We start from the raw sequence: 17,834 nt of genomic DNA on the forward strand, positions 1-17,834 counted from the left end.
GGCTTCCAACACATCAAGGAGCGTAACGACTCAAACTCGGCATTAAAAAAGCGGGCCTGCAATATCACTGCAATAATTGATCCAGACAAACCAGAAACGCCAACCGCCACAAAACAAAGCATGGCCAGACAGTCCGCGCCCGGTTATAGGGAGAAGTGTGAACTAATACATAGAAAACGAGCTAAAAGAGTGCAAAGAAAGGTCACGAAAATGAGCCACACCCCCGGATGGATGGCCAGCCCCAGCCAATAACCGTCGCCCGGCAGCACCGGGCGACCCGCAGATCAGAGCGCCAGCGCGGCATCGATTGCCGCTTGCAGAACCGGCGAATTCACCGTCATATCCGGAGCAAAACGACCGATCACCGTACCGTCTTTACCGATCAGGAATTTTTCAAAATTCCACATCACATCGCTGTCATCGTCCGACAACAGATTCATACCGGCCAGCTTGTCCCTGAAGCCACTCCCCTCTTCGGTCGTACGCTGTGGCTGGGCAGCAATCAACTGCTGATACAAGGGATGACGGCCCTCACCGTTCACCTCAACCTTGCTGAACATCGGAAACGACACGCCATAAGTCAGCGAACAGAACGACTTCACCTCTGCTTCGCTACCCGGCTCCTGACCCAGAAACTGGTTACACGGAAACCCCAGAATCTCCAGACCACTGGCGTGCTTCGCCTGATACAAGGCCTCCAGCTGCTCGTACTGCGGCGTCAGACCACACTTGGACGCGACATTCACCACCAACAATACCTTACCGGCATAGTCAGACAGCGATTGAGAAACACCATCAATGGTGTTTACCGTGGTGTCGTAAATCGTACTCATAATCTATCTCCAGAAGCAGTGCGTTTCAGCCATCCATCAAGACAGCCAGACTCTCACCGTCAGCATAGCAGCCTCAAGGATAAACAGACGCTCCGTTCGTGACCGGTTTCGTCCGTGGCCGTTTTGCAGCAAACAGCCCCCGGCACAGACGGCACAGACAACAAAAGCTTTTAACCATCATCAGGCTGACTTTGCTGCGGCAACGGGGCAAAGTACTCAGGTAAGAAATAACAGGTGCTTTGGCAACCATATGCTGTTTAAAAATCAGTCAACTTTTGCAAATGCGGTGGTTTTTGCAACCACCTTGGCAAGCCATTGTTTTATAATAATTTTTTACAAGGAGGGGTAGAAAACCAACCCTGAATTAAAAGGGATTAAGAGCACCCACACCGCCGTTGCGGACAGCCATAGCGAGCGTCTCTACGGTCGTGCGGAGGATTCCGGGGCAAGCCCGGAATGACGCGGATCGCCGCTACGGGGACAACCCCGGACGGCGTCCCTGCGGCTGTTTATTGTTGCAGCTGTTTTATTGTTGCTGCAACACAGCCACCAGCCAGCCTGCGATCACTGGGGAATCCAGGCAAGCGTCGGGTTGACGAACGCTGATCAGTCCTTGTTCGGTGTCTTGCAGCGGGATGCCTTTGCCTCCCCGGTCGGTGAGCAGGGCGTCTTCAAAGTCGAGGGTGAATTCCGGGTGCGGTTGCAGGCTGACGATGCGGTTGTTGAAGTAGCCCAGAACGGCATAGCGGCAGAAGTCGGAATGCGCCAGTACGGTGGCACTGGCGGGCAGAATGGTCACCTGGTCCTGATGCACGGCGTTGATGCTGAGTGTTTGTGGTGCGTGCCCGGTGGCTTGTTCGAGCTGTTGGGCAAAGCCGTTGTCGAGCTGGTAGGTGTTGACTCCGAGACCCCAGCCGCCGTGGTATCTTTCGACCTTGCCGCCAAGTGCTTCGGCAATCAGTTGGTGACCAAAACAAATCCCGACTAACGGTCGTTCGGAATCAGCAATCTGGCGGACAAAATCCTTGAGCTGGACAATCCAGTCCAGTTCTTCGTAAACGCTGTGTCTGGAGCCGGTAATTACCCAGCCGTCGCAGTCGTTTGCCGCCGCCGGGAAGTCGCCCCGGCTGACGCTGTAAACGGTGTATTCAAAGCCGGGGTTATGGGGTTGGAACAGGCGCTGAAACATATCGGCGTAGCTGCCGTATTGGTCGATGAGGGTATCCGGGGTGAGCCCGGTGACCAGAATACCGATTTTCATAAAGTGCTCGTTGTTAACGGTCATAGGGTACGCATAACGCACCGTGATGCGTTATGCGGCTGCCGGTTGGCGGCAGGTATTACGGCTTGGGCCGCTTTCGCATTTGTAACATGGCCACGACAACGCCCACGGCAACAATCAGGATCATCAGGGTGGCCAGGGCGTTGACTTCCGGGGTCACACCCAGGCGTACCTTGGAGAAGATGACCATCGGCAAGGTGCTGTCCCCAGGCCCGGAGACAAAGCTGGCGATCACCAGGTCGTCGAGCGACAGGGTAAACGACAGCAGCCAGCCTGATAAGATCGCCGGTGCAATTAATGGCAGGGTCACCAGAAAAAACAGCGAGGAGGGTTTGGCGCCCAGGTCCATTGCGGCTTCTTCCAGCGAGGTATCAAAGTCTGCCATGCGGGCTTGCACCACCACCGCCACATAGGCCATGCAGAAGGTGGTATGGGCCAGAATAATGGTCAGGGTGCCCCGTCCGGCAGGCCAGCCAAACAGGTCTTCCATGGCGACAAACAGCAGCAGTAACGATAGGCCGGTAATCACTTCGGGCATGATCAGTGGCGCCGAGATCCAGCCCGACAGCAGCATTTTGCCGCGAAAGCGCCCCATCCGGCTGAGAGCAAAACCAGCCATGGTGCCGAATACCACTGCCAGCGAGGCGGAGATAAACGCAATTTTGATACTGAGCCAGGCGGCGCTGAGAATCTGCTCGTTCTGGAACAGTTCGCCATACCACTTGAACGACCAGCCGCCCCAAACGGTCACCAGTTTGGATTTGTTAAAGCTGTAGATGATCAGTGAAATTATCGGCACGTAGAGAAACAGGAACCCCAGTGCCGAGGAGGTATATAAAAACCAGGAACGACGTTGCACGGCCATTATTCAGCCTCCTTGCGGTTGCGCAGCAGCATAATGGGTAGCACCAGTACCACCAGCATCACGGTGGCAACGGCGGAGGCCATGGGCCAGTCGCGGTTGAGTGAGAATTCATCCCACAGTACCCGGCCAATCATCAGGGTATCGGAGCCACCCAGCAATGCGGGGATCACGTATTCCCCCACCGCGGGAATAAATACCAGGGTGCAGCCTGCCAGAATGCCCGGCATGGCCAGCGGAATGGTCACCAGAAAGAAACTCTGGAACGGCCGACAGCCCAGGTCTTCAGCGGCTTCCAGTAATGACATGTCCATTTTTTCCAGCGCGGTATACAGCGGCAAGATCATAAACGGCAGGTAGGTGTAAACGATGCCAATGTAGACGGCAAAATCGGTTTGCAGCATCTGGATCGGTTCGCTGACGATGCCGAGGTTAATCAGGATATCGTTAACCAGGCCGTTTTTTTTCAGCAATCCGACCCAGGCGTAAACCCGCAGCAGGAATGATGTCCAGAAAGGCAAAATAACCAGCGCCAGCAAGATGGTGCGGGTGCGGGATTCGCTACGGGCAATCAGGTAAGCCATCGGGAAGCCGATGATCAGTGCCAGCAAGGTCGAGACGCCAGCAATGCGGATCGAACTCAGGTACGCCTCCAGATAAAAGGAGTCTTCCCACAAAAACAGGTAGTTGCCGAGGTTCAGCTTGATATTGAGCAGCGCGTCTTCCAGCTCGATCAGGGCGGTATACGGCGGAATGGCAATGGCGGTTTCAGACAGTGAGATCTTGAACACCACCAGAAACGGCACAAAAAAGAACACCGCCAGCCATACAAACGGCATCGAGATCACCAGCTGGCGACCCCAGTTAATCCGTTTTAGTGGCAGCTTGTGCAACACCCGTTGCAACCGCGAGTGGGCAGCGGTATAGCCGTTGGCTTGACTCATAAAAGGTATCCTCTCTCAGCTGGTCAGTACGACGGCGCTGTCCACATCCCAGTACAGATGCACCCGTTCATTCCAGGTAAAGCGGGCACCACTGTCGCGGGAGATATTGGGCTGGGTAACGCGGAGTTCTTTACCGCTGTCGAGGCGCACACGGAAGACCGACAGGCTGCCCATATAGGCGATGTCTTCGATCACCCCGGAGCAGGTGTTGTCGGTCTGTGCTGGCGGCTCATGGCTGATCAGCATTTTTTCGGGCCGAATGGCAACACACACTTCCTGGTTGGGGGCGCAGCTGATGCCGTGGTTGAGGTAGACCGGTGGTTCAAAATCATTGCAGCGGATACGCACCCGGTCTGGCTCGTCTTCGGTCACGCGTCCATCCAGCAGGTTGACCGAGCCAATAAAGCGGGCCACAAACCGGCTGTTGGGGTATTCATAAATATCGTGGGGTTCGCCCACCTGAACGATATTGCCCTGGTTCATCACGCCGATGCGGGTTGCCAGGGTCATGGCTTCTTCCTGGTCGTGGGTCACCACCACAAAGGTGACGCCCAGTTCTTCCTGGATGTTGATCAGTTCAAACTGGGTTTCTTCGCGCAGTTTTTTATCCAGCGCTCCCAGCGGTTCATCCAGCAGCAGCAGCTTGGGGCGTTTGACCAGCGAGCGCGCCAGCGCTACCCGTTGACGCTGACCACCAGACAGTTGATGCGGTTTGCGCTTGCCCAGATGGCCCAGCTGTACCATGTCGAGCATATCGGCAACACGACGTTTGATGTCGACATCGGCCAGCCGCTGGCGCTTGAGGCCAAAGGCAATGTTCTTTTCTACTGTCAGGTGCGGAAACAGTGCATACGACTGGAACATCATATTAACCGGACGGTTCCAGGGCTGAATGCCGGCCATATCCACATCGTCTATCAGGATGCGGCCCTGGGTCGGCTGTTCAAATCCGGCCAGCATCCGCAGCAGGGTGCTTTTGCCGGAGCCAGAACCACCCAGTAAACAAAACAGCTCGCGCTTGTAGATTTTCAGGCTGATGTTATCCACAGCGGTAAAGTCATCAAATGTTTTGGTGACTCCATCAAAAAACACAAACGGTCGGGCATCCGGATCACGCCATAAATCGGGAGCTGGCGCGGTAAGCGGATTCTTATTCGAAACGGGAGATTTTGCGCTTGTCATAACCTGGCTACCAGTGAGATGGGGGGACAGTCCCCCCTCAGGAATGGTAACACCGCCGGGCGTTCTGCCCGACTGATGCGACGATCAATTAACGGCCGGTTTTTACATTTGACCAGGCGCGGTTCAGTATGCGATCAAATTTGGCGCTGTGGGCTTGCTGGGTAAACAGCTTGGCTTTTACTTCGGCACTGGGGTAGATCCCCGGGTTGCCGATCACGTCTTCGTTCAACAATGGCTCGGCGGCGGTGTTGGGTACGGCGTAATACACATAGTTGGAGATACCAGCGGCTGTTTTTGGCTCCAGAACGAAGTTGATAAACTGGTAAGCCGCGTCTTTATGGGGTGCATCGGCAGGAATGGCCATCAGGTCAAACCATACCAGCGTGCCTTCTTTTGGAATCGCATAGGTCACTTCTACGCCCTGCCCGGCTTCTTCAGCACGGCTCTGGGATTGCAGAATATCGCCGTTGTAACCCAGGGCTACGCAGATTTCACCATTGGCCAGATCAGAAATGTACTGGCTGGAGTGGAAGTAGCGGTAGTTGTCACGGTTGGCTTTCATCAGGGCTTCGGCTTTGCCGAGGTCGCTTTTGCTTTCTGAGTTAGGATCAAGACCGGCGTAGTTGAGGGCAATCGACATCACTTCTGCCGGGGAGTCCAGAATGCCAATACCACAGTCTTGCAGTTTGGCAGAGATTTTGGGGTCAAAGATCAGGTCGAGGGTATCGGCGGGCATATCACCCAGTCGCGCCTTGATCATTTCCACGTTGTAACCCAGTCCAATGGTGCCCCAGGCCCATGGCACGCTGTGGGCATTGTTGGCGTCGTGACGGGCGACTTTTTCCAGCAAAGTGCTGTCGAGGTTGCCGTAGTTACTCAGTTTGCTGCTGTCGATGGTGGTGTAGATACCAGCCTGGATCTGACGCTCCAGAAACGCTCCGGTTGGAATCACCAAATCATAACCGCTGCTGCCGGTCATCAACTTGGCCTCCAGTACTTCGTTGGAGTCGTAAACGTCGTAGTTCACCTTGATGCCGGTTTTCTGTTCAAACTCAGACACCGCTTCCGGGTAAATGTAGTCCGACCAGTTATAGATATTCAATTCCTTGTTATCAGCGGCCAATACGCTGGATGCGGCCGTCAGCGCACATACAGAGGCCATCAGAGCAGACAGTTTGAGCATACGTTTCTCCAGAAATAAGACGTTATCGATCAAGCTTGATCGTCACGCTACGGATGCCGCTCAGGCATTCCCATACCCCCCAGGGGCTATATCCCCCAGATGCCGGGCGCAGGCCAGTAAAATCAAGCGTTGCAGCCACATGAATGGCTCACCACAGGTACAAGCCGACCGACAATGTTCACATTATGGACAACGTGTCCGCAGCCCGGCTGGTTGGCAGGTTATCGCGCTTGGGCAATCTTGATAGCGACCGTCAATCGATCAGGGAAAACAGGCTGGCGGCGACCGGCAAGTCGCGGCAGTGAAATGGAGGAAAACAGGTGTAAAAAACGGCGCTGCAAACAGCTACAAGAACAAGAACAAGAACAAGAACAAGAACAAGAACAGAAAAACAAAGCCGCCTTGCAGCGGCCGCACAACAGCAGCGCATAAAACAAAGCCGGCTACCGGCGAGTTAAATGCCGCTCTTGATGTTTGTCCAGGTGCTCTCCAGCACACGATTGAACTTGTCACTATGGGCTCTCAGAGAAAACAGGTTGGATTTCAAGCTCGAGACCGGATACACCCCTTCGTTACTGCTCACGTCCTTATCCAGAAAAGGGGCTGCCGCTCGATTGGGGACCGCGTAATAAACATGGTTGGAAATGCGCGCAGCCGTTTCTGGCTGCAGAATAAAGTCGATAAACTGGTAAGCCGCTTCCTTGTTTGCGGCATCCGCCGGAATAGCCATCAGATCAAACCAGATCGCGGTGCCTTCCTGAGGAATTTCATACGCCACGTTAACCCCGTTACCCGCTTCTTCGGCATTGATTTGGGATTGCAGAATATCGCCGTTGTAACCCAGTGCCAGACAGATATCGCCGTTAGCGAGATCTTCTGTGTATTGGGAAGCATGGATATAACGGTAGTTGTCCCGATTGGCCAGTAGCATCTGTTCTACTTTTTTCAGGTGCCGGGTACTTTCGGAGTCCGGCATAATGCCTTTGTAGTTCAGGGCGATGGCGATCACGTCGGAGGGCGAGTCCAGTACACCAATGCCACAGTCTTTCAGCTTGGCGGTGATGGCGGGGTTGAAGATCAGATCCAGGGTATTGGTGGGCATATCCCCCAGCCGCTCGCGGATCATATCGACGTTGTAGCCTAACCCGATGGTGCCCCAGGCCCAGGGGACTCCGTGGGTATTACCTTCATCGTAGGATGAGACCTTGGCCAATAGCACCCGATCGAGGTTGTTGTAATTATCCAGCTTGCTCCGGTCGATTGGCGCATGTAGCCCGGCCTGGATTTGCCGCTCCAGAAAGAGACCAGACGGTACCACAAGGTCATAACCGCTGTTGCCTGCCTTGAGCACGTCATCCAGAGTCTGGTCGGTTTCGTAAACGTCGTAATTCACTTTGATACCGGTTTGCTGCTCGAATTCAGCAACCGCTTCCGGGTAGATATAATCATCCCAGTTATAGATATTCAGCTCCTTGTCTGCGCCCCAGGCGCTGGATGCTATGGTCAGTGCACATATGGATGCTGCCAACTTTCGCATACGTTCCTCCTTGATACGTCGATTAAGCGGCGGACTGTATATCAGGCTGGCGGCACAAACAGGCTGCTATAAATCAAGAAAAGCCCAATCGGTGGGCAGAATAAATCCTTCCCTGATGGGCAAAACGGGGCAAAACGGGGCAAAACGGGGCAAAACGGGGCAATGGACGTGGTGTTATGGTAATCGGTGTTGTGGGAATAGGTGTTATGGGAGTCGCCCCGTCAATCACGCAATGGTGACTGACGAGAACGACTGACCCAAAACGGCGGGGGCGACAGCGGAAAGCCGGCAGAGCCGGTCGGGAATACGCCGCCCCTACAACAGGCCCAGGTAAGACTCATATTCAATATCAGAAATACGGCTGTTCAGTTCCGTAATTTCCTGACGCTTGATGGCACAAAACACATCTACAAATTCGTCTCCCAGGTACTCCCGTATCACCGCACTCTTGTCCAGTGCCTTGATGGCGTCATCCCAGCGATACGGCAAGCGGGTGGACTCATCAGAATCGGCATAGGCATCACCTTCCATGGGTTCCGGCGGGGTCAGCTTGTTGTTCAAGCCATACAAAGCGCCGGCCAAAACAGCCGCCAGCACCAGATACGGGTTGGCATCCGCACCGGATACCCGATGCTCCAGACGCCGTGCTTCCGGGTCGCCTTCCGGTACTCGAACTGCGGTGGTGCGGTTTTCATAACCCCAGCACGCAAAAACCGGCGCATGCGAGCCATCCTGAAAGCGGCGATAGGAGTTCAGGTGCGGCGCGAACATCAGCATTGAGCTGGGCATCAATTGCAGCAGACCGGCAATCGCCTGGGTCAGCATCTCGGTGCCTTCTTCGCCACCGTTGTCGAACAGGTTATTGCCGTCTTTATCGAGCAGGCTGAAATGCACATGGAAGCCGTTGCCTGAGTGTTCCGCGTATGGCTTGGCCATAAAGGTCGAGGTGTAACCGTGCTTGCGGGCAATCCCCTTGACCAGGCGTTTGAACCAGATCGACTGATCCCCGGCGTTAAGCGGGTCGGACACGTGTTTGAGGTTGATCTCAAACTGGCCCGGCCCCAGCTCGGAAATAATGGTATCGGCCAGTACGCCCTGCACATCACAGGCGGCACGGACTTCGGCAAAAAACGATTCCAGACCATCCACATCTTCGATCGAATAGGCATCGGTGGTATTTAGGCGACGGCCATGACCCCGGTCCAGCACCGGCGGCCGCGGACGCTGTACTTCTTCCGAGTCACCATCCATCAGATAAAATTCCAGCTCCGTTGCCATCACCGGATACCAGCCCTGCTCATGGAAACGGTCGACGATATTTTTTAATACCTGACGCGGATCGACATTAAACGGCGAGTAATCCGGGTTCATCATCATCGCTTGTAGTTGATGACGCTCCTGACCGGCCCAGGGCACCGGAGTCGGTTTTTCTTGCACCGGCACACAGATGCCATCGTTATCACCGGTTTCAAAAACCAGTCCGTTATCTGGCACATCGCCGCCCCAGAAATCGACACCGATAACAGAGCGTGGCAGCTTGACGCCCTCTTCATAAACTTTTTCCAGCGAGCTGCCTAACAGGCGTTTGCCTCGCAGGTTGCCGTTCAGATCGACGATAAAAAGATCAAAATCATTTTGCATGGAACACCTGGTCATGAAGGAGCACAAGAAAAGGAGGGGCCATAAACACTCTGGCTGACACGCCCGTGTTGTGCTTGAATGTCTGAATTGTGATCACATATTCGATGACAGGCAAGTAAAAAACACCGGTATAACCAGCAGAAAGAGCGCTATCAGCATGGATAAACACACCCCGATTGATCTCACCCTAACTGAGCGCCACAGCGCTGTAACTATCACCCAGTGGGTATACAGCACTCTGCGGCAAGCGGTATTACTGGGCAAAATACCACCAGGACGGGCACTGACAATTCGGGAACTGGCCACATTGCTGGATGTTTCGCCGATGCCAATCCGGGAGGCCCTGCGGCAATTGTCTGCCGAAGGCGCACTGGAGATTCAGGGAAACCGGCGCGTGATGGTGCCCAAAATGACGGCGATGAAATTTGCCGAACTGGTCGAAGCCCGCATCTGCCTTGAAACCCACAGTGCCGTCCGCGCCATGCCCTATATCGACGAAGCACGCTTGGCACAACTCGAAGACCTCGATCACCGCATCGACATCGCCACCGAGCACGGCAACGGCCACGATGTGACCCGTTACAACCAGGAGTTTCACCGCCTGCTGTACACCGCCAACCCGCATCAGGTGACCCAGTCGCTGATCGAAAGCCTGTGGCTGCAACTTGCGCCCTTTATGCAGGTAGCCATCGAAAACCTCGACGATTATTACCAGGTCGATCGCCACAAGGAAGCCATCAGCGCCATTCGTGAGCGCGACTCCCTGGCCCTGCAAATGGCCATCAGCGCCGATATTCGTGACGGCTGCGCCTTTGCTTCATCGCCGGAGCAGCTGCAACAACTGCTGGGTTAGGGGCCGCCGACGGACACTTGTTACGGCTTGTTTGCCCGGTAATGTTAATTCCCTCACAGATCATGGCCAGCCCGGTATCACCCGGCACGCTGACAGACAATCTGGACGATTGGTCATTTCAGGCCAGTGCTTTTGTGCAGCCCTTGACCAAATCATTTTGTGATCACAAAATTGTGATCACATTTTAAAACACGGTCAGCGCCATGAAACACGATTCCACTACTGCTTCCGCCAGCCACTCATCCTTGCAGCAAACCGATGCCCGCTTCCATCTGCATCCGTTCAGCAACGCCACCCGCCTCAATAACAAGGGCGCACGGGTGATCACACACGCCGATGGTGTGTACATCTGGGATGATCAGGGCAACAAGATTCTGGATGGAATGGCAGGTCTGTGGTGTGTGAACCTGGGCTATGGCCGTGAAGAACTGGCCGCGGTCGCCGAACAACAAATGCGCACGCTGCCGTATTACAACACCTTCTTCCAGACCACACATGGCCCGGTGGCCCAGCTGGCAGAAGCCATCGCCAGTGTGACGCCCGGCGACCTCAACCGGATCTTTTTTGCCAGTTCAGGCTCGGAAGCCATTGATACCCTAATGCGGCTGACCCGCCACTACTGGGCCATCAAGGGCAAACCATGGCGTAATATTCTGATCAGCCGTGACAACGCTTACCACGGCAGCACCATCGGCGGCACCAGCCTCGGCGGCATGAGCGGCATGCACCAACAGGGTGGCCCGCTGGTACCGAACATCGAGCGCATCCGACAGCCTTACTGGTATGGCGAAGGCGGTGATCAAAGCGAAGAGGCATTTGGTCTGACGGCTGCACGAGCGCTGGAAGAAAAAATCCTCGCCGTTGGCCCCGACAACGTTGCCGCGTTTGTAGCGGAACCAATCCAGGGAGCCGGTGGCGTGATCGTGCCACCCGCCAGCTACTGGCCAGAAATCCAGCGTATTTGCCGCCAGTACGACATTCTGCTGGCAGTGGATGAAGTCATTTGTGGTTTTGGACGTACCGGCAACTGGTTCGGCAGCGATACCTTCAATATCCAGCCCGACATTATTTCGATGGCCAAGGGTTTGTCCTCGGGCTATCTGCCCATCGCCGCCGTGGCGGTCGGGGATCGCATCAGCAACGCCCTGATGGAGCACGATAACGACTTTAACCACGGCTTTACCTATTCCGGTCATCCGGTGGCCGCCGCCGTGGCGCTGAAAACCATCGAAATAATGAAAACCGAAGGCATTGTTGAGCAGGTACGCGACAGCACCGGCCCCTACTTCCAGAAAGCCCTGCGTGAAAGCCTCGCCGACCACCCGTTAGTGGGCCAGATTGATGGCGTTGGTCTGGTAGCCGGTATCGCTCTGGTGCAGGACAAAGCCACAAAAACCCTGTTCCCGTCCAGCCTCGACATCGGCATGATCTGCCGCGACCACTGTTTTGCCAATGGCTTGATCATGCGCGCCGTCGGCAGCCGTATGGTGTTGTCACCGCCGCTGATCATCAGCAAAACCGAGATCAACGAGCTGTGCCAGAAAATCCGTACCTGCCTCGACCTGACCCTCACCAGCGCCCAACAAGCCGGAGCACTCTGATGGCCGATATCATCGCAACCAAAGCCTTGGCCAGTCTGGTCGACCATATTCGCCTGACCAGTTTTCCGAAAGAACTGGCCGATTACCTGGCGACGCTGGCGCATTTCGACACCTGCCTGATGCTGGTGTTTGTTCCCGGTGCCAAGCCAACGCTGGTATACACCGAGACCAGCGAACCCAGCCCGGCGCTGGAAACCTACCTGCATCACAGTTACCTGCTCGACCCGCTCTACAGTGCCTTGCAGAACAACGCCAGCAGCAGCCAGATTACCGGTCTGAGCCGCCTCAGCAGCATCGCACCGGACTCCTTCACCCAGACGGAATACTTCCACAACTGCTATCAGGAATTTGATCTGGTCGACGAGATCAACCTGGTGATCGAGCTGGCAGAAAGCAGCTACTTCACCCTGTCTCTTGGTCGCAAATCCAGCCTCGGCAGCATCACCCGCGCAGAAATGAACCGGCTACAGGAACACTGCGCCATGATCAGCGCGCTGATTCGCCAGTTCTGGCTTTCCAACGCCGACGAATACTTGCCCAACGGCAAAAGTCGCAGCACCCTGACCCAGGCCCTGCGCACCTTCGGCCAGGGCGTACTGACCCGCCGCGAACAAGAGATTACCGCGCTGATTCTGCAAGGCCACAGCTCCCAATCCATCGCCGACCTGCTTAATATCTGTGTCGGTACCGTCAAGGTGCATCGCAAAAATATCCACGGCCGCCTGAATACCTCACAACAAAGCGAGATTTTCACGCTGTTCCTTAATCACCTCAGTGAGATGGATATGCGCATCGTCGCCTGAGAGGATAGGCCTTGCCCGTAGGAACCGCCTCCGTCCGTATCCGCAAACCTATTTCAGGCACAAAAAAACCGGCAGAGCCGGTTTTTTAAATTTACAGCAATCAGGCCATACAGGGCCTCAAGCCAGCGTCGCCAACGCCTCAGTCAGCGCCGCAGACAATTCCGCATTGCTCAGCTCACCTTTCTCAACATCAAAGTTATCGTAGAACGACGGTACCGACAATTGCGCTTTCACGTCCATGGCGAAATACGGCGCAGACCCCACCGCTGCCGCCAATACACTCTGCGCACCCCCGGGGCCTGGGGACGTTGCCATCACACACACTGGCTTGTTCTGATAAACCTTTTGGTCGATGCGGGAAGCCCAATCAAACACGTTTTTATACGCCACACTGAATGAACCATTAAACTCACCAAACGAGATCAGCACGGCATCGGCTTCGCCGACTTTCTTGAAAAACGTCTGAGCCGGTTCAGGAATGCCAGACTCCTGTTCACGGTCAACACTGTAAATCGGCATCTCGAAGTCATTCAGATCGAGGATTTCCAACTCAGCACCAGTGGTCTGTTGCAGCTGCTTGGCCGCATGAGTGACCAGCTGCTTGTTAATGGACTGACGGCTGTTAGTAGCGGCAAACGCTAATATTTTCATGCGGTGGCTCCTTTAAGGTGAAGATTGATTGAGAAGGTTGATTGATGAGGTATACCTTACATTAGCCACACAGATTGATTAATAGAGCTTTTGTGGAGTTATTGTTTCCATATGACTATCAATAAGCCATTATTCACGCCGTCAAAAGCCAACACGTCGTGAGCGAGAAAAGGAGACAGCATGACCTACAACGCCCATCTGCTGGACGGCATCATCATCTTCGCCGAAGTAGTCAGTGCTGGCAGCTTCACCCGCGCCGCCGACAACACCGGGCACTCCACCTCCTATATCAGCAAAGAAATCGCCCGGCTTGAAGAACGTCTCGGCACCCGCCTGCTCAACCGCACCACCCGCTCACAGCACTTGACCGCCGAAGGCCGACTCTACTACCAGCAATGCCAGCAAATCATCGCAGACGTCAGCAATGCTCAAAATGCCCTGATGGGTCAGCAACAACAACCGGCCGGCACCCTCAAGGTCAGCTGCCCGGTCAGCTTTGGCATGGCCCAGATGCGCGGCATATTCTCCGACTTTTTGCAGCATTACCCGCAGGTCGGCCTCGAAATCGACTTCAACAACCTCAAGGTCGACATCGTCGCAGACGGCTTCGACGTTGTGATACGAGCCACCCCGCAACTGGAAGACTCCAGCCTCATCAGCCGTCGCGTCATGCGCTCACGGGCCGTGACACTCGCCGCCCCGTCCTATTTGCAACAATACGGAACCCCGCAACGGCCGGAAGAACTCGCCGAACATCACTGCATCACCTACAGCGGTTTGAAAACACCGCGCCTCTGGCACTATCGCAACCAATACGGCAAAGATATCCAAGTCGAAGTGAATAGCCGGGTCAGCAGCAACAGCTCGGAAATGGAAATTTCCCTCTGCCTTGCTGGCCACGGCATCGTCTGTATGCCCTCATTCCTATTTACCAACGAAATCAGCAGTGGCCGACTCATCGAACTGTTTACCGACTACCAACCGATGGTGATTGATATCTACCTGATCTATCCCAGCCGCAAACACATGTCCGCCAAAGTACGCTGCTTTATCGATTTTGTTGCCGGGCGACTGGCACAACGCACCGGGATATAAACCTGGCGCTGCGTCCAACCTTTCCTCTCCAGTCTCAAACCAGTCTTGATTACTCGTTTTGATAGCTTGTTTTGAAGGTCCTACTTAGTCGCTTCCTGCCCCTGGAATTCAGGTATCATCGGAATGTCGGTCAGGATGTACAGCAACAGGGAGACTACCCGTGGCAACAGATTTTTTGGATGCTCATCGGCGCCATTGGCAAGATGCAGAACTGTTATTCCAGCATCAACGCTGGGCCAATGCCGATCATCTTTACGGGTTTTCAGCAGAGTGTGGGCTGAAAAAACTAATGCAGGCGTTTGGTATGGATTGGGATAGCACTAGAGACCAACCTCAAAAACCAAAAGACAGAAAACATGCCGACGGTATATGGAATCGATACAATACCTATCAGAGTGGGCATGTGTATGGCTTAGGATTCGAGCTCCCTGACGGTAACCCATTCGATAACTGGCACGCTTCTCAGCGTTATTCACACAGAGACGATATTAAACAAAGCCAGATTATCAGCCACAAATCTGGCGCAAACAACGTTTGCCAACTGATCAAAAAAGCGCAACTGGATGGACTTCTATGATCACCTTTGATCAGATCAATTATATCCTCTCCGATATTTTTACCCGTTATCAATCATTAGTGACAGCACTTGGCACCGTGCTGATTAACCGGGATCTGAACGGTCGTGTGCGCCTGATTCTGTCAGCAACCGTCGAAGCCAATACCGAACTGACGGACCAGCTGCAATCATTGCTTGAAGATGTGAATGAACAACTGGCGCCACATGCATGGCCAGCATCACGACTGGTGCTGTTCGAAGACGATCTGGAGGCTATCAAACAGGGATCTCCAGCTTTCGCACTGCCAGACTATCCAAACGTATTTGTTGTGGATCGACTCGCCACCGAAACCGACTGGCAAACCATCGAAGCCGAATCCGCCACACCTCGGGTTGTGTTCTTCTCCATCAAAGGTGGCGTTGGACGTTCTTCGGCTCTGGCTGCTACGGCTTGGTCTCTGGCGCAGAGCGGCAAACGGGTATTGGTGCTCGACCTTGACCTGGAATCCCCTGGATTATCAACGGCTATTTTGCCGGAAGAGAAACAACCCAAGTACGGCATTACCGACTGGTTGGTTGAAGACCTGGTCGATAACGGCGATAACGTTATGCAAGACATGATCGCCAGCAGTGATTTATCCCATGATGGGGAGATTCTGGTCGTGCCAGCCCATGGCACAAATCCCGGTGAATATATTTCCAAGCTGGGCCGGGTCTGGATGCCCAAACTGCAGGCCGACGGCAGCCGCGAAAGCTGGTCGCAACGTCTGCAGCGGCTGATCCTACAACTCGAAAACAAGTATCAGCCCGATATTGTGTTGATCGACTCCCGCGCCGGTATCGACGAAGTCGCTTCCAGCTGTATTACCGATCTGGGCGCCAGATTGATCCTGCTGTTTGCGATTGACGGCAGTCAGACCTGGAGCGGTTATAACATTCTGTTCAAACACTGGCAGCGAGCTGGGGTTATCCAGAAAATTCGCGAACGCCTGCAAATAGTTTCGGGGCTAACCCCGGATACCGATACCGCCCACTATCTGGAACAGCTGCGAGAGAATGCCTGGAATATATTCACTGACACCCAATACGACGCGATCACCGCGGGAGAAATCATCGGTGATCGATGGAATTTTGAAGAGTCCGATGACACCGCTCCGCACTCCCCCTGGGCAGTACACTGGCACCGCAGTTTTACCGGATTACAATCGTTGCATGGACGACTCTTCGAAATTGATACAAAACAGGTCGATATGATTTTTGGACAGGTGATCAACGGGATTGCCGATTTATCGGAGCAAGATCTACGTGACTGATTCTTCACAACTGCGGCAAGCCATCCTCTCTGCAGCACTGGAAACCAGTAATGATGGTCGAGAACCCTCCTTTGGCACCTTGTATATTCCATTGTCTCATCAGAAGGCCTTACGACTGGAAGCCAGTGTTGTGGTCGGAGGACGAGGTGTTGGCAAATCCTTCTGGACCGCAGCTCTGCGCGATCCGAAATTACGCACCACCATTGGTGCGGTCTTGCCCGAACTGGACATTGAACTGTTTATTGGCCATTCCGAAAAGCAGGATGATCCGGCTTACCCGACCGAAGATGAATTTACCCAGCTTCTACATCTTGGTTATCCAACACTGGATATTTGGAAAGCGGTTATCCATCGCTGGATTGCAGTTCAAAACCAGACCCAAATTCCAGATCAAACCTGGCCCGATACGCTGGAATGGCAAAAAAACAGCCCGCACGAATCGGCGGCTTTGATGCGTCAGCCGCGGACATGGAAAGGACTGATTCTGTTTGATGCGCTGGACCGAACCAGCCGTGACTGGCAAAAAATGGACGCTATTGTACGTGGCCTGCTACAAGCTATTCTTTGGTTAAAATCGTTCAACGGACTTTATGGCAAGGTATTCCTGCGCGAAGACCAAGCCGAACGTACCGTCTTCAACTTCCCGGACGCCTCCAAACTGAAAGCCACCAAAGCCGACCTCAACTGGGCCCGTCATGATTTACATGGCCTGTTATGGCAGCGCCTGATTAACGCACCCGAAAATTCAGGCCAACTGTTACGCGACCAGCTTTCACTGTCATCGTATAAACAAGTGGATGGCCTCTACGTTTTAAACGAAAAGATGAAACGTGATACCGAGCAACAACGCGATGCTTTTATATCTCTGGCAGGCCCCTGGATGGGTAGAGATTCAAGACGCGGCGTTCCGTACACCTGGTCCGTCAGCCATTTGGCCGACGGCCGTGGCCAGACATCGCCGCGCTCCTTTTTGGCGGCCATCAAAGAAGCAACCGACAAGACTCAAGAGCGCTATCCGTCTCATCCTCTGGCACTGCACTACGAAAGCATCAAGCTTGGTATCCAAAAAGCATCGGGGATTCGGGTGTCTGAACTGGAAGAAGACTACCCATGGATATCCGATGTGATGGCGCCCCTGCGAGGCCTTACCCTACCTTGTGAATTCAGCGTTTTTGAACCACGCTGGCAAGACCATTTTCCACAAGGGCCATCGTCAATCTCTTCAGAACGTTTACCTGCGCAACACTCCGAAAAAGGCTGGCAAGGCATCGTCGAAGACCTCAAAAGGTTAGGTGTTATGGAAATCAAAAAAGACGGCCGTATCGATATGCCCGACCTTTACCGGGTTGGTTTTGGCCTGGGTCGCCGGGGTGGAGTCAAACCGCAAAATAAATAGTACTGGTCCACAGGCGGTAAACGGATGCTCGAAAACCCGGACCTCGTCAGCTACCGGTTTTTTTACATTATGAACGTCCGGCCATCCGCTGCTATTTTCCCA

At 54.2% G+C, this 17,834-nt stretch carries 16 protein-coding genes; 7 read left to right on the plus strand and 9 right to left on the minus strand.

All coding sequences use genetic code 11. The features are described from left to right. Positions 1 to 284: 284 nt before the first annotated feature. From Q8W22_RS08715 to Q8W22_RS08750, 8 genes are all read right to left on the minus strand, one after another. A complete protein-coding gene (locus Q8W22_RS08715; protein ID WP_305414554.1) occupies positions 285 to 833 on the minus strand; it encodes a glutathione peroxidase in 549 nt (182 codons plus the stop codon). A gap of 526 nt (positions 834 to 1,359) precedes the next feature. Beyond that, positions 1,360 to 2,118 (minus strand): type 1 glutamine amidotransferase, encoded by a 759-nt coding sequence (locus tag Q8W22_RS08720; RefSeq protein ID WP_303433601.1) that lies wholly within the window; start codon positions 2,116 to 2,118, stop codon positions 1,360 to 1,362. 55 nt (positions 2,119 to 2,173) lie between these two features. Next, entirely contained in the window at positions 2,174 to 2,980 is an 807-nt protein-coding gene (locus tag Q8W22_RS08725) for an ABC transporter permease subunit (RefSeq protein WP_303433599.1), read from the minus strand. Beyond that, entirely contained in the window at positions 2,980 to 3,921 is a 942-nt protein-coding gene (locus tag Q8W22_RS08730; RefSeq protein WP_303433597.1) for an ABC transporter permease subunit, read from the minus strand. The genes Q8W22_RS08725 and Q8W22_RS08730 overlap by 1 nt, the downstream gene beginning before the upstream one ends. 15 nt (positions 3,922 to 3,936) lie before the next feature. After that, positions 3,937 to 5,103, minus strand: coding sequence for an ABC transporter ATP-binding protein (locus Q8W22_RS08735; protein ID WP_303433595.1), 1,167 nt, complete (start codon positions 5,101 to 5,103; stop codon positions 3,937 to 3,939). A gap of 88 nt (positions 5,104 to 5,191) precedes the next feature. Further along, positions 5,192 to 6,286: a polyamine ABC transporter substrate-binding protein gene (locus tag Q8W22_RS08740; protein ID WP_305414572.1), complete on the minus strand. Its 1,095-nt coding sequence runs from the start codon at positions 6,284 to 6,286 to the stop codon at positions 5,192 to 5,194. A 454-nt stretch (positions 6,287 to 6,740) separates the two neighbouring features. Next, positions 6,741 to 7,823 (minus strand): polyamine ABC transporter substrate-binding protein, encoded by a 1,083-nt coding sequence (locus tag Q8W22_RS08745; protein WP_303433591.1) that lies wholly within the window; start codon positions 7,821 to 7,823, stop codon positions 6,741 to 6,743. Between the two features lie 315 nt (positions 7,824 to 8,138). Next, positions 8,139 to 9,464 carry a glutamine synthetase family protein gene (locus Q8W22_RS08750; protein WP_303433589.1) on the minus strand — a complete coding sequence of 442 codons (1,326 nt, stop codon included), beginning with the start codon at positions 9,462 to 9,464 and terminating at the stop codon, positions 8,139 to 8,141. A 157-nt stretch (positions 9,465 to 9,621) separates the two neighbouring features. On the opposite strand from Q8W22_RS08750, the gene Q8W22_RS08755 reads away from it, so the two are divergent. From Q8W22_RS08755 to Q8W22_RS08765, 3 genes are all read left to right on the plus strand, one after another. Next, complete coding sequence (locus Q8W22_RS08755; protein WP_303433587.1) at positions 9,622 to 10,317, plus strand: GntR family transcriptional regulator; 696 nt, start codon at positions 9,622 to 9,624, stop codon at positions 10,315 to 10,317. Between the two features lie 203 nt (positions 10,318 to 10,520). Then, a complete protein-coding gene (locus Q8W22_RS08760; protein WP_305452106.1) occupies positions 10,521 to 11,918 on the plus strand; it encodes an aspartate aminotransferase family protein in 1,398 nt (465 codons plus the stop codon). Then, on the plus strand, positions 11,918 to 12,721 hold the full coding sequence (locus Q8W22_RS08765) for a helix-turn-helix transcriptional regulator (RefSeq protein WP_303433583.1): 804 nt from the start codon (positions 11,918 to 11,920) through the stop codon (positions 12,719 to 12,721). Before Q8W22_RS08760 ends, Q8W22_RS08765 begins: the two co-directional genes overlap by 1 nt. Before the next feature lie 117 nt (positions 12,722 to 12,838). Here the strand turns inward: Q8W22_RS08765 and Q8W22_RS08770 are convergent, their stop codons facing one another. After that, positions 12,839 to 13,372: an NADPH-dependent FMN reductase gene (locus Q8W22_RS08770; RefSeq protein WP_303433582.1), complete on the minus strand. Its 534-nt coding sequence runs from the start codon at positions 13,370 to 13,372 to the stop codon at positions 12,839 to 12,841. 180 nt (positions 13,373 to 13,552) lie between these two features. Here Q8W22_RS08770 and Q8W22_RS08775 point away from each other — a divergent pair, with 180 nt between their 5' ends. The 4 genes from Q8W22_RS08775 to Q8W22_RS08790 all read left to right on the plus strand — a co-directional run bounded on the left by Q8W22_RS08775 (position 13,553) and on the right by Q8W22_RS08790 (position 17,732). After that, positions 13,553 to 14,467 (plus strand): LysR family transcriptional regulator, encoded by a 915-nt coding sequence (locus Q8W22_RS08775; RefSeq protein WP_305452107.1) that lies wholly within the window; start codon positions 13,553 to 13,555, stop codon positions 14,465 to 14,467. Positions 14,468 to 14,627: 160 nt separating this feature from the next. Further along, the gene (locus Q8W22_RS08780; protein WP_305452108.1) at positions 14,628 to 15,044 is read left to right on the plus strand and encodes a hypothetical protein; all 417 of its coding nucleotides are present in this window, start codon (positions 14,628 to 14,630) and stop codon (positions 15,042 to 15,044) included. Beyond that, the gene (locus Q8W22_RS08785; protein ID WP_305452109.1) at positions 15,041 to 16,336 is read left to right on the plus strand and encodes a KGGVGR-motif variant AAA ATPase; all 1,296 of its coding nucleotides are present in this window, start codon (positions 15,041 to 15,043) and stop codon (positions 16,334 to 16,336) included. Before Q8W22_RS08780 ends, Q8W22_RS08785 begins: the two co-directional genes overlap by 4 nt. Then, positions 16,329 to 17,732 carry a hypothetical protein gene (locus Q8W22_RS08790; protein WP_305452110.1) on the plus strand — a complete coding sequence of 468 codons (1,404 nt, stop codon included), beginning with the start codon at positions 16,329 to 16,331 and terminating at the stop codon, positions 17,730 to 17,732. Before Q8W22_RS08785 ends, Q8W22_RS08790 begins: the two co-directional genes overlap by 8 nt. Positions 17,733 to 17,834: the final 102 nt, after the last annotated feature.

Source organism: Oceanobacter sp. 1_MG-2023 (assembly GCF_030689025.1).
GTDB lineage: Bacteria > Pseudomonadota > Gammaproteobacteria > Pseudomonadales > Oceanobacteraceae > Oceanobacter.

What these genes read in the sequence shown, in the direction of transcription:
- Q8W22_RS08715 (WP_305414554.1), bottom strand. Translation starts at nt 833, where the DNA reads ATGAGTACGATTTACGACACCACGGTAAACACCATTGATGGTGTTTCT.
- Q8W22_RS08720 (WP_303433601.1), bottom strand. Translation starts at nt 2,118, where the DNA reads ATGACCGTTAACAACGAGCACTTTATGAAAATCGGTATTCTGGTCACC.
- Q8W22_RS08725 (WP_303433599.1), bottom strand. Translation starts at nt 2,980, where the DNA reads ATGGCCGTGCAACGTCGTTCCTGGTTTTTATATACCTCCTCGGCACTG.
- Q8W22_RS08730 (WP_303433597.1), bottom strand. Translation starts at nt 3,921, where the DNA reads ATGAGTCAAGCCAACGGCTATACCGCTGCCCACTCGCGGTTGCAACGG.
- Q8W22_RS08735 (WP_303433595.1), bottom strand. Translation starts at nt 5,103, where the DNA reads ATGACAAGCGCAAAATCTCCCGTTTCGAATAAGAATCCGCTTACCGCG.
- Q8W22_RS08740 (WP_305414572.1), bottom strand. Translation starts at nt 6,286, where the DNA reads ATGCTCAAACTGTCTGCTCTGATGGCCTCTGTATGTGCGCTGACGGCC.
- Q8W22_RS08745 (WP_303433591.1), bottom strand. Translation starts at nt 7,823, where the DNA reads ATGCGAAAGTTGGCAGCATCCATATGTGCACTGACCATAGCATCCAGC.
- Q8W22_RS08750 (WP_303433589.1), bottom strand. Translation starts at nt 9,464, where the DNA reads ATGCAAAATGATTTTGATCTTTTTATCGTCGATCTGAACGGCAACCTG.
- Q8W22_RS08755 (WP_303433587.1), top strand. Translation starts at nt 9,622, where the DNA reads ATGGATAAACACACCCCGATTGATCTCACCCTAACTGAGCGCCACAGC.
- Q8W22_RS08760 (WP_305452106.1), top strand. Translation starts at nt 10,521, where the DNA reads ATGAAACACGATTCCACTACTGCTTCCGCCAGCCACTCATCCTTGCAG.
- Q8W22_RS08765 (WP_303433583.1), top strand. Translation starts at nt 11,918, where the DNA reads ATGGCCGATATCATCGCAACCAAAGCCTTGGCCAGTCTGGTCGACCAT.
- Q8W22_RS08770 (WP_303433582.1), bottom strand. Translation starts at nt 13,372, where the DNA reads ATGAAAATATTAGCGTTTGCCGCTACTAACAGCCGTCAGTCCATTAAC.
- Q8W22_RS08775 (WP_305452107.1), top strand. Translation starts at nt 13,553, where the DNA reads ATGACCTACAACGCCCATCTGCTGGACGGCATCATCATCTTCGCCGAA.
- Q8W22_RS08785 (WP_305452109.1), top strand. Translation starts at nt 15,041, where the DNA reads ATGATCACCTTTGATCAGATCAATTATATCCTCTCCGATATTTTTACC.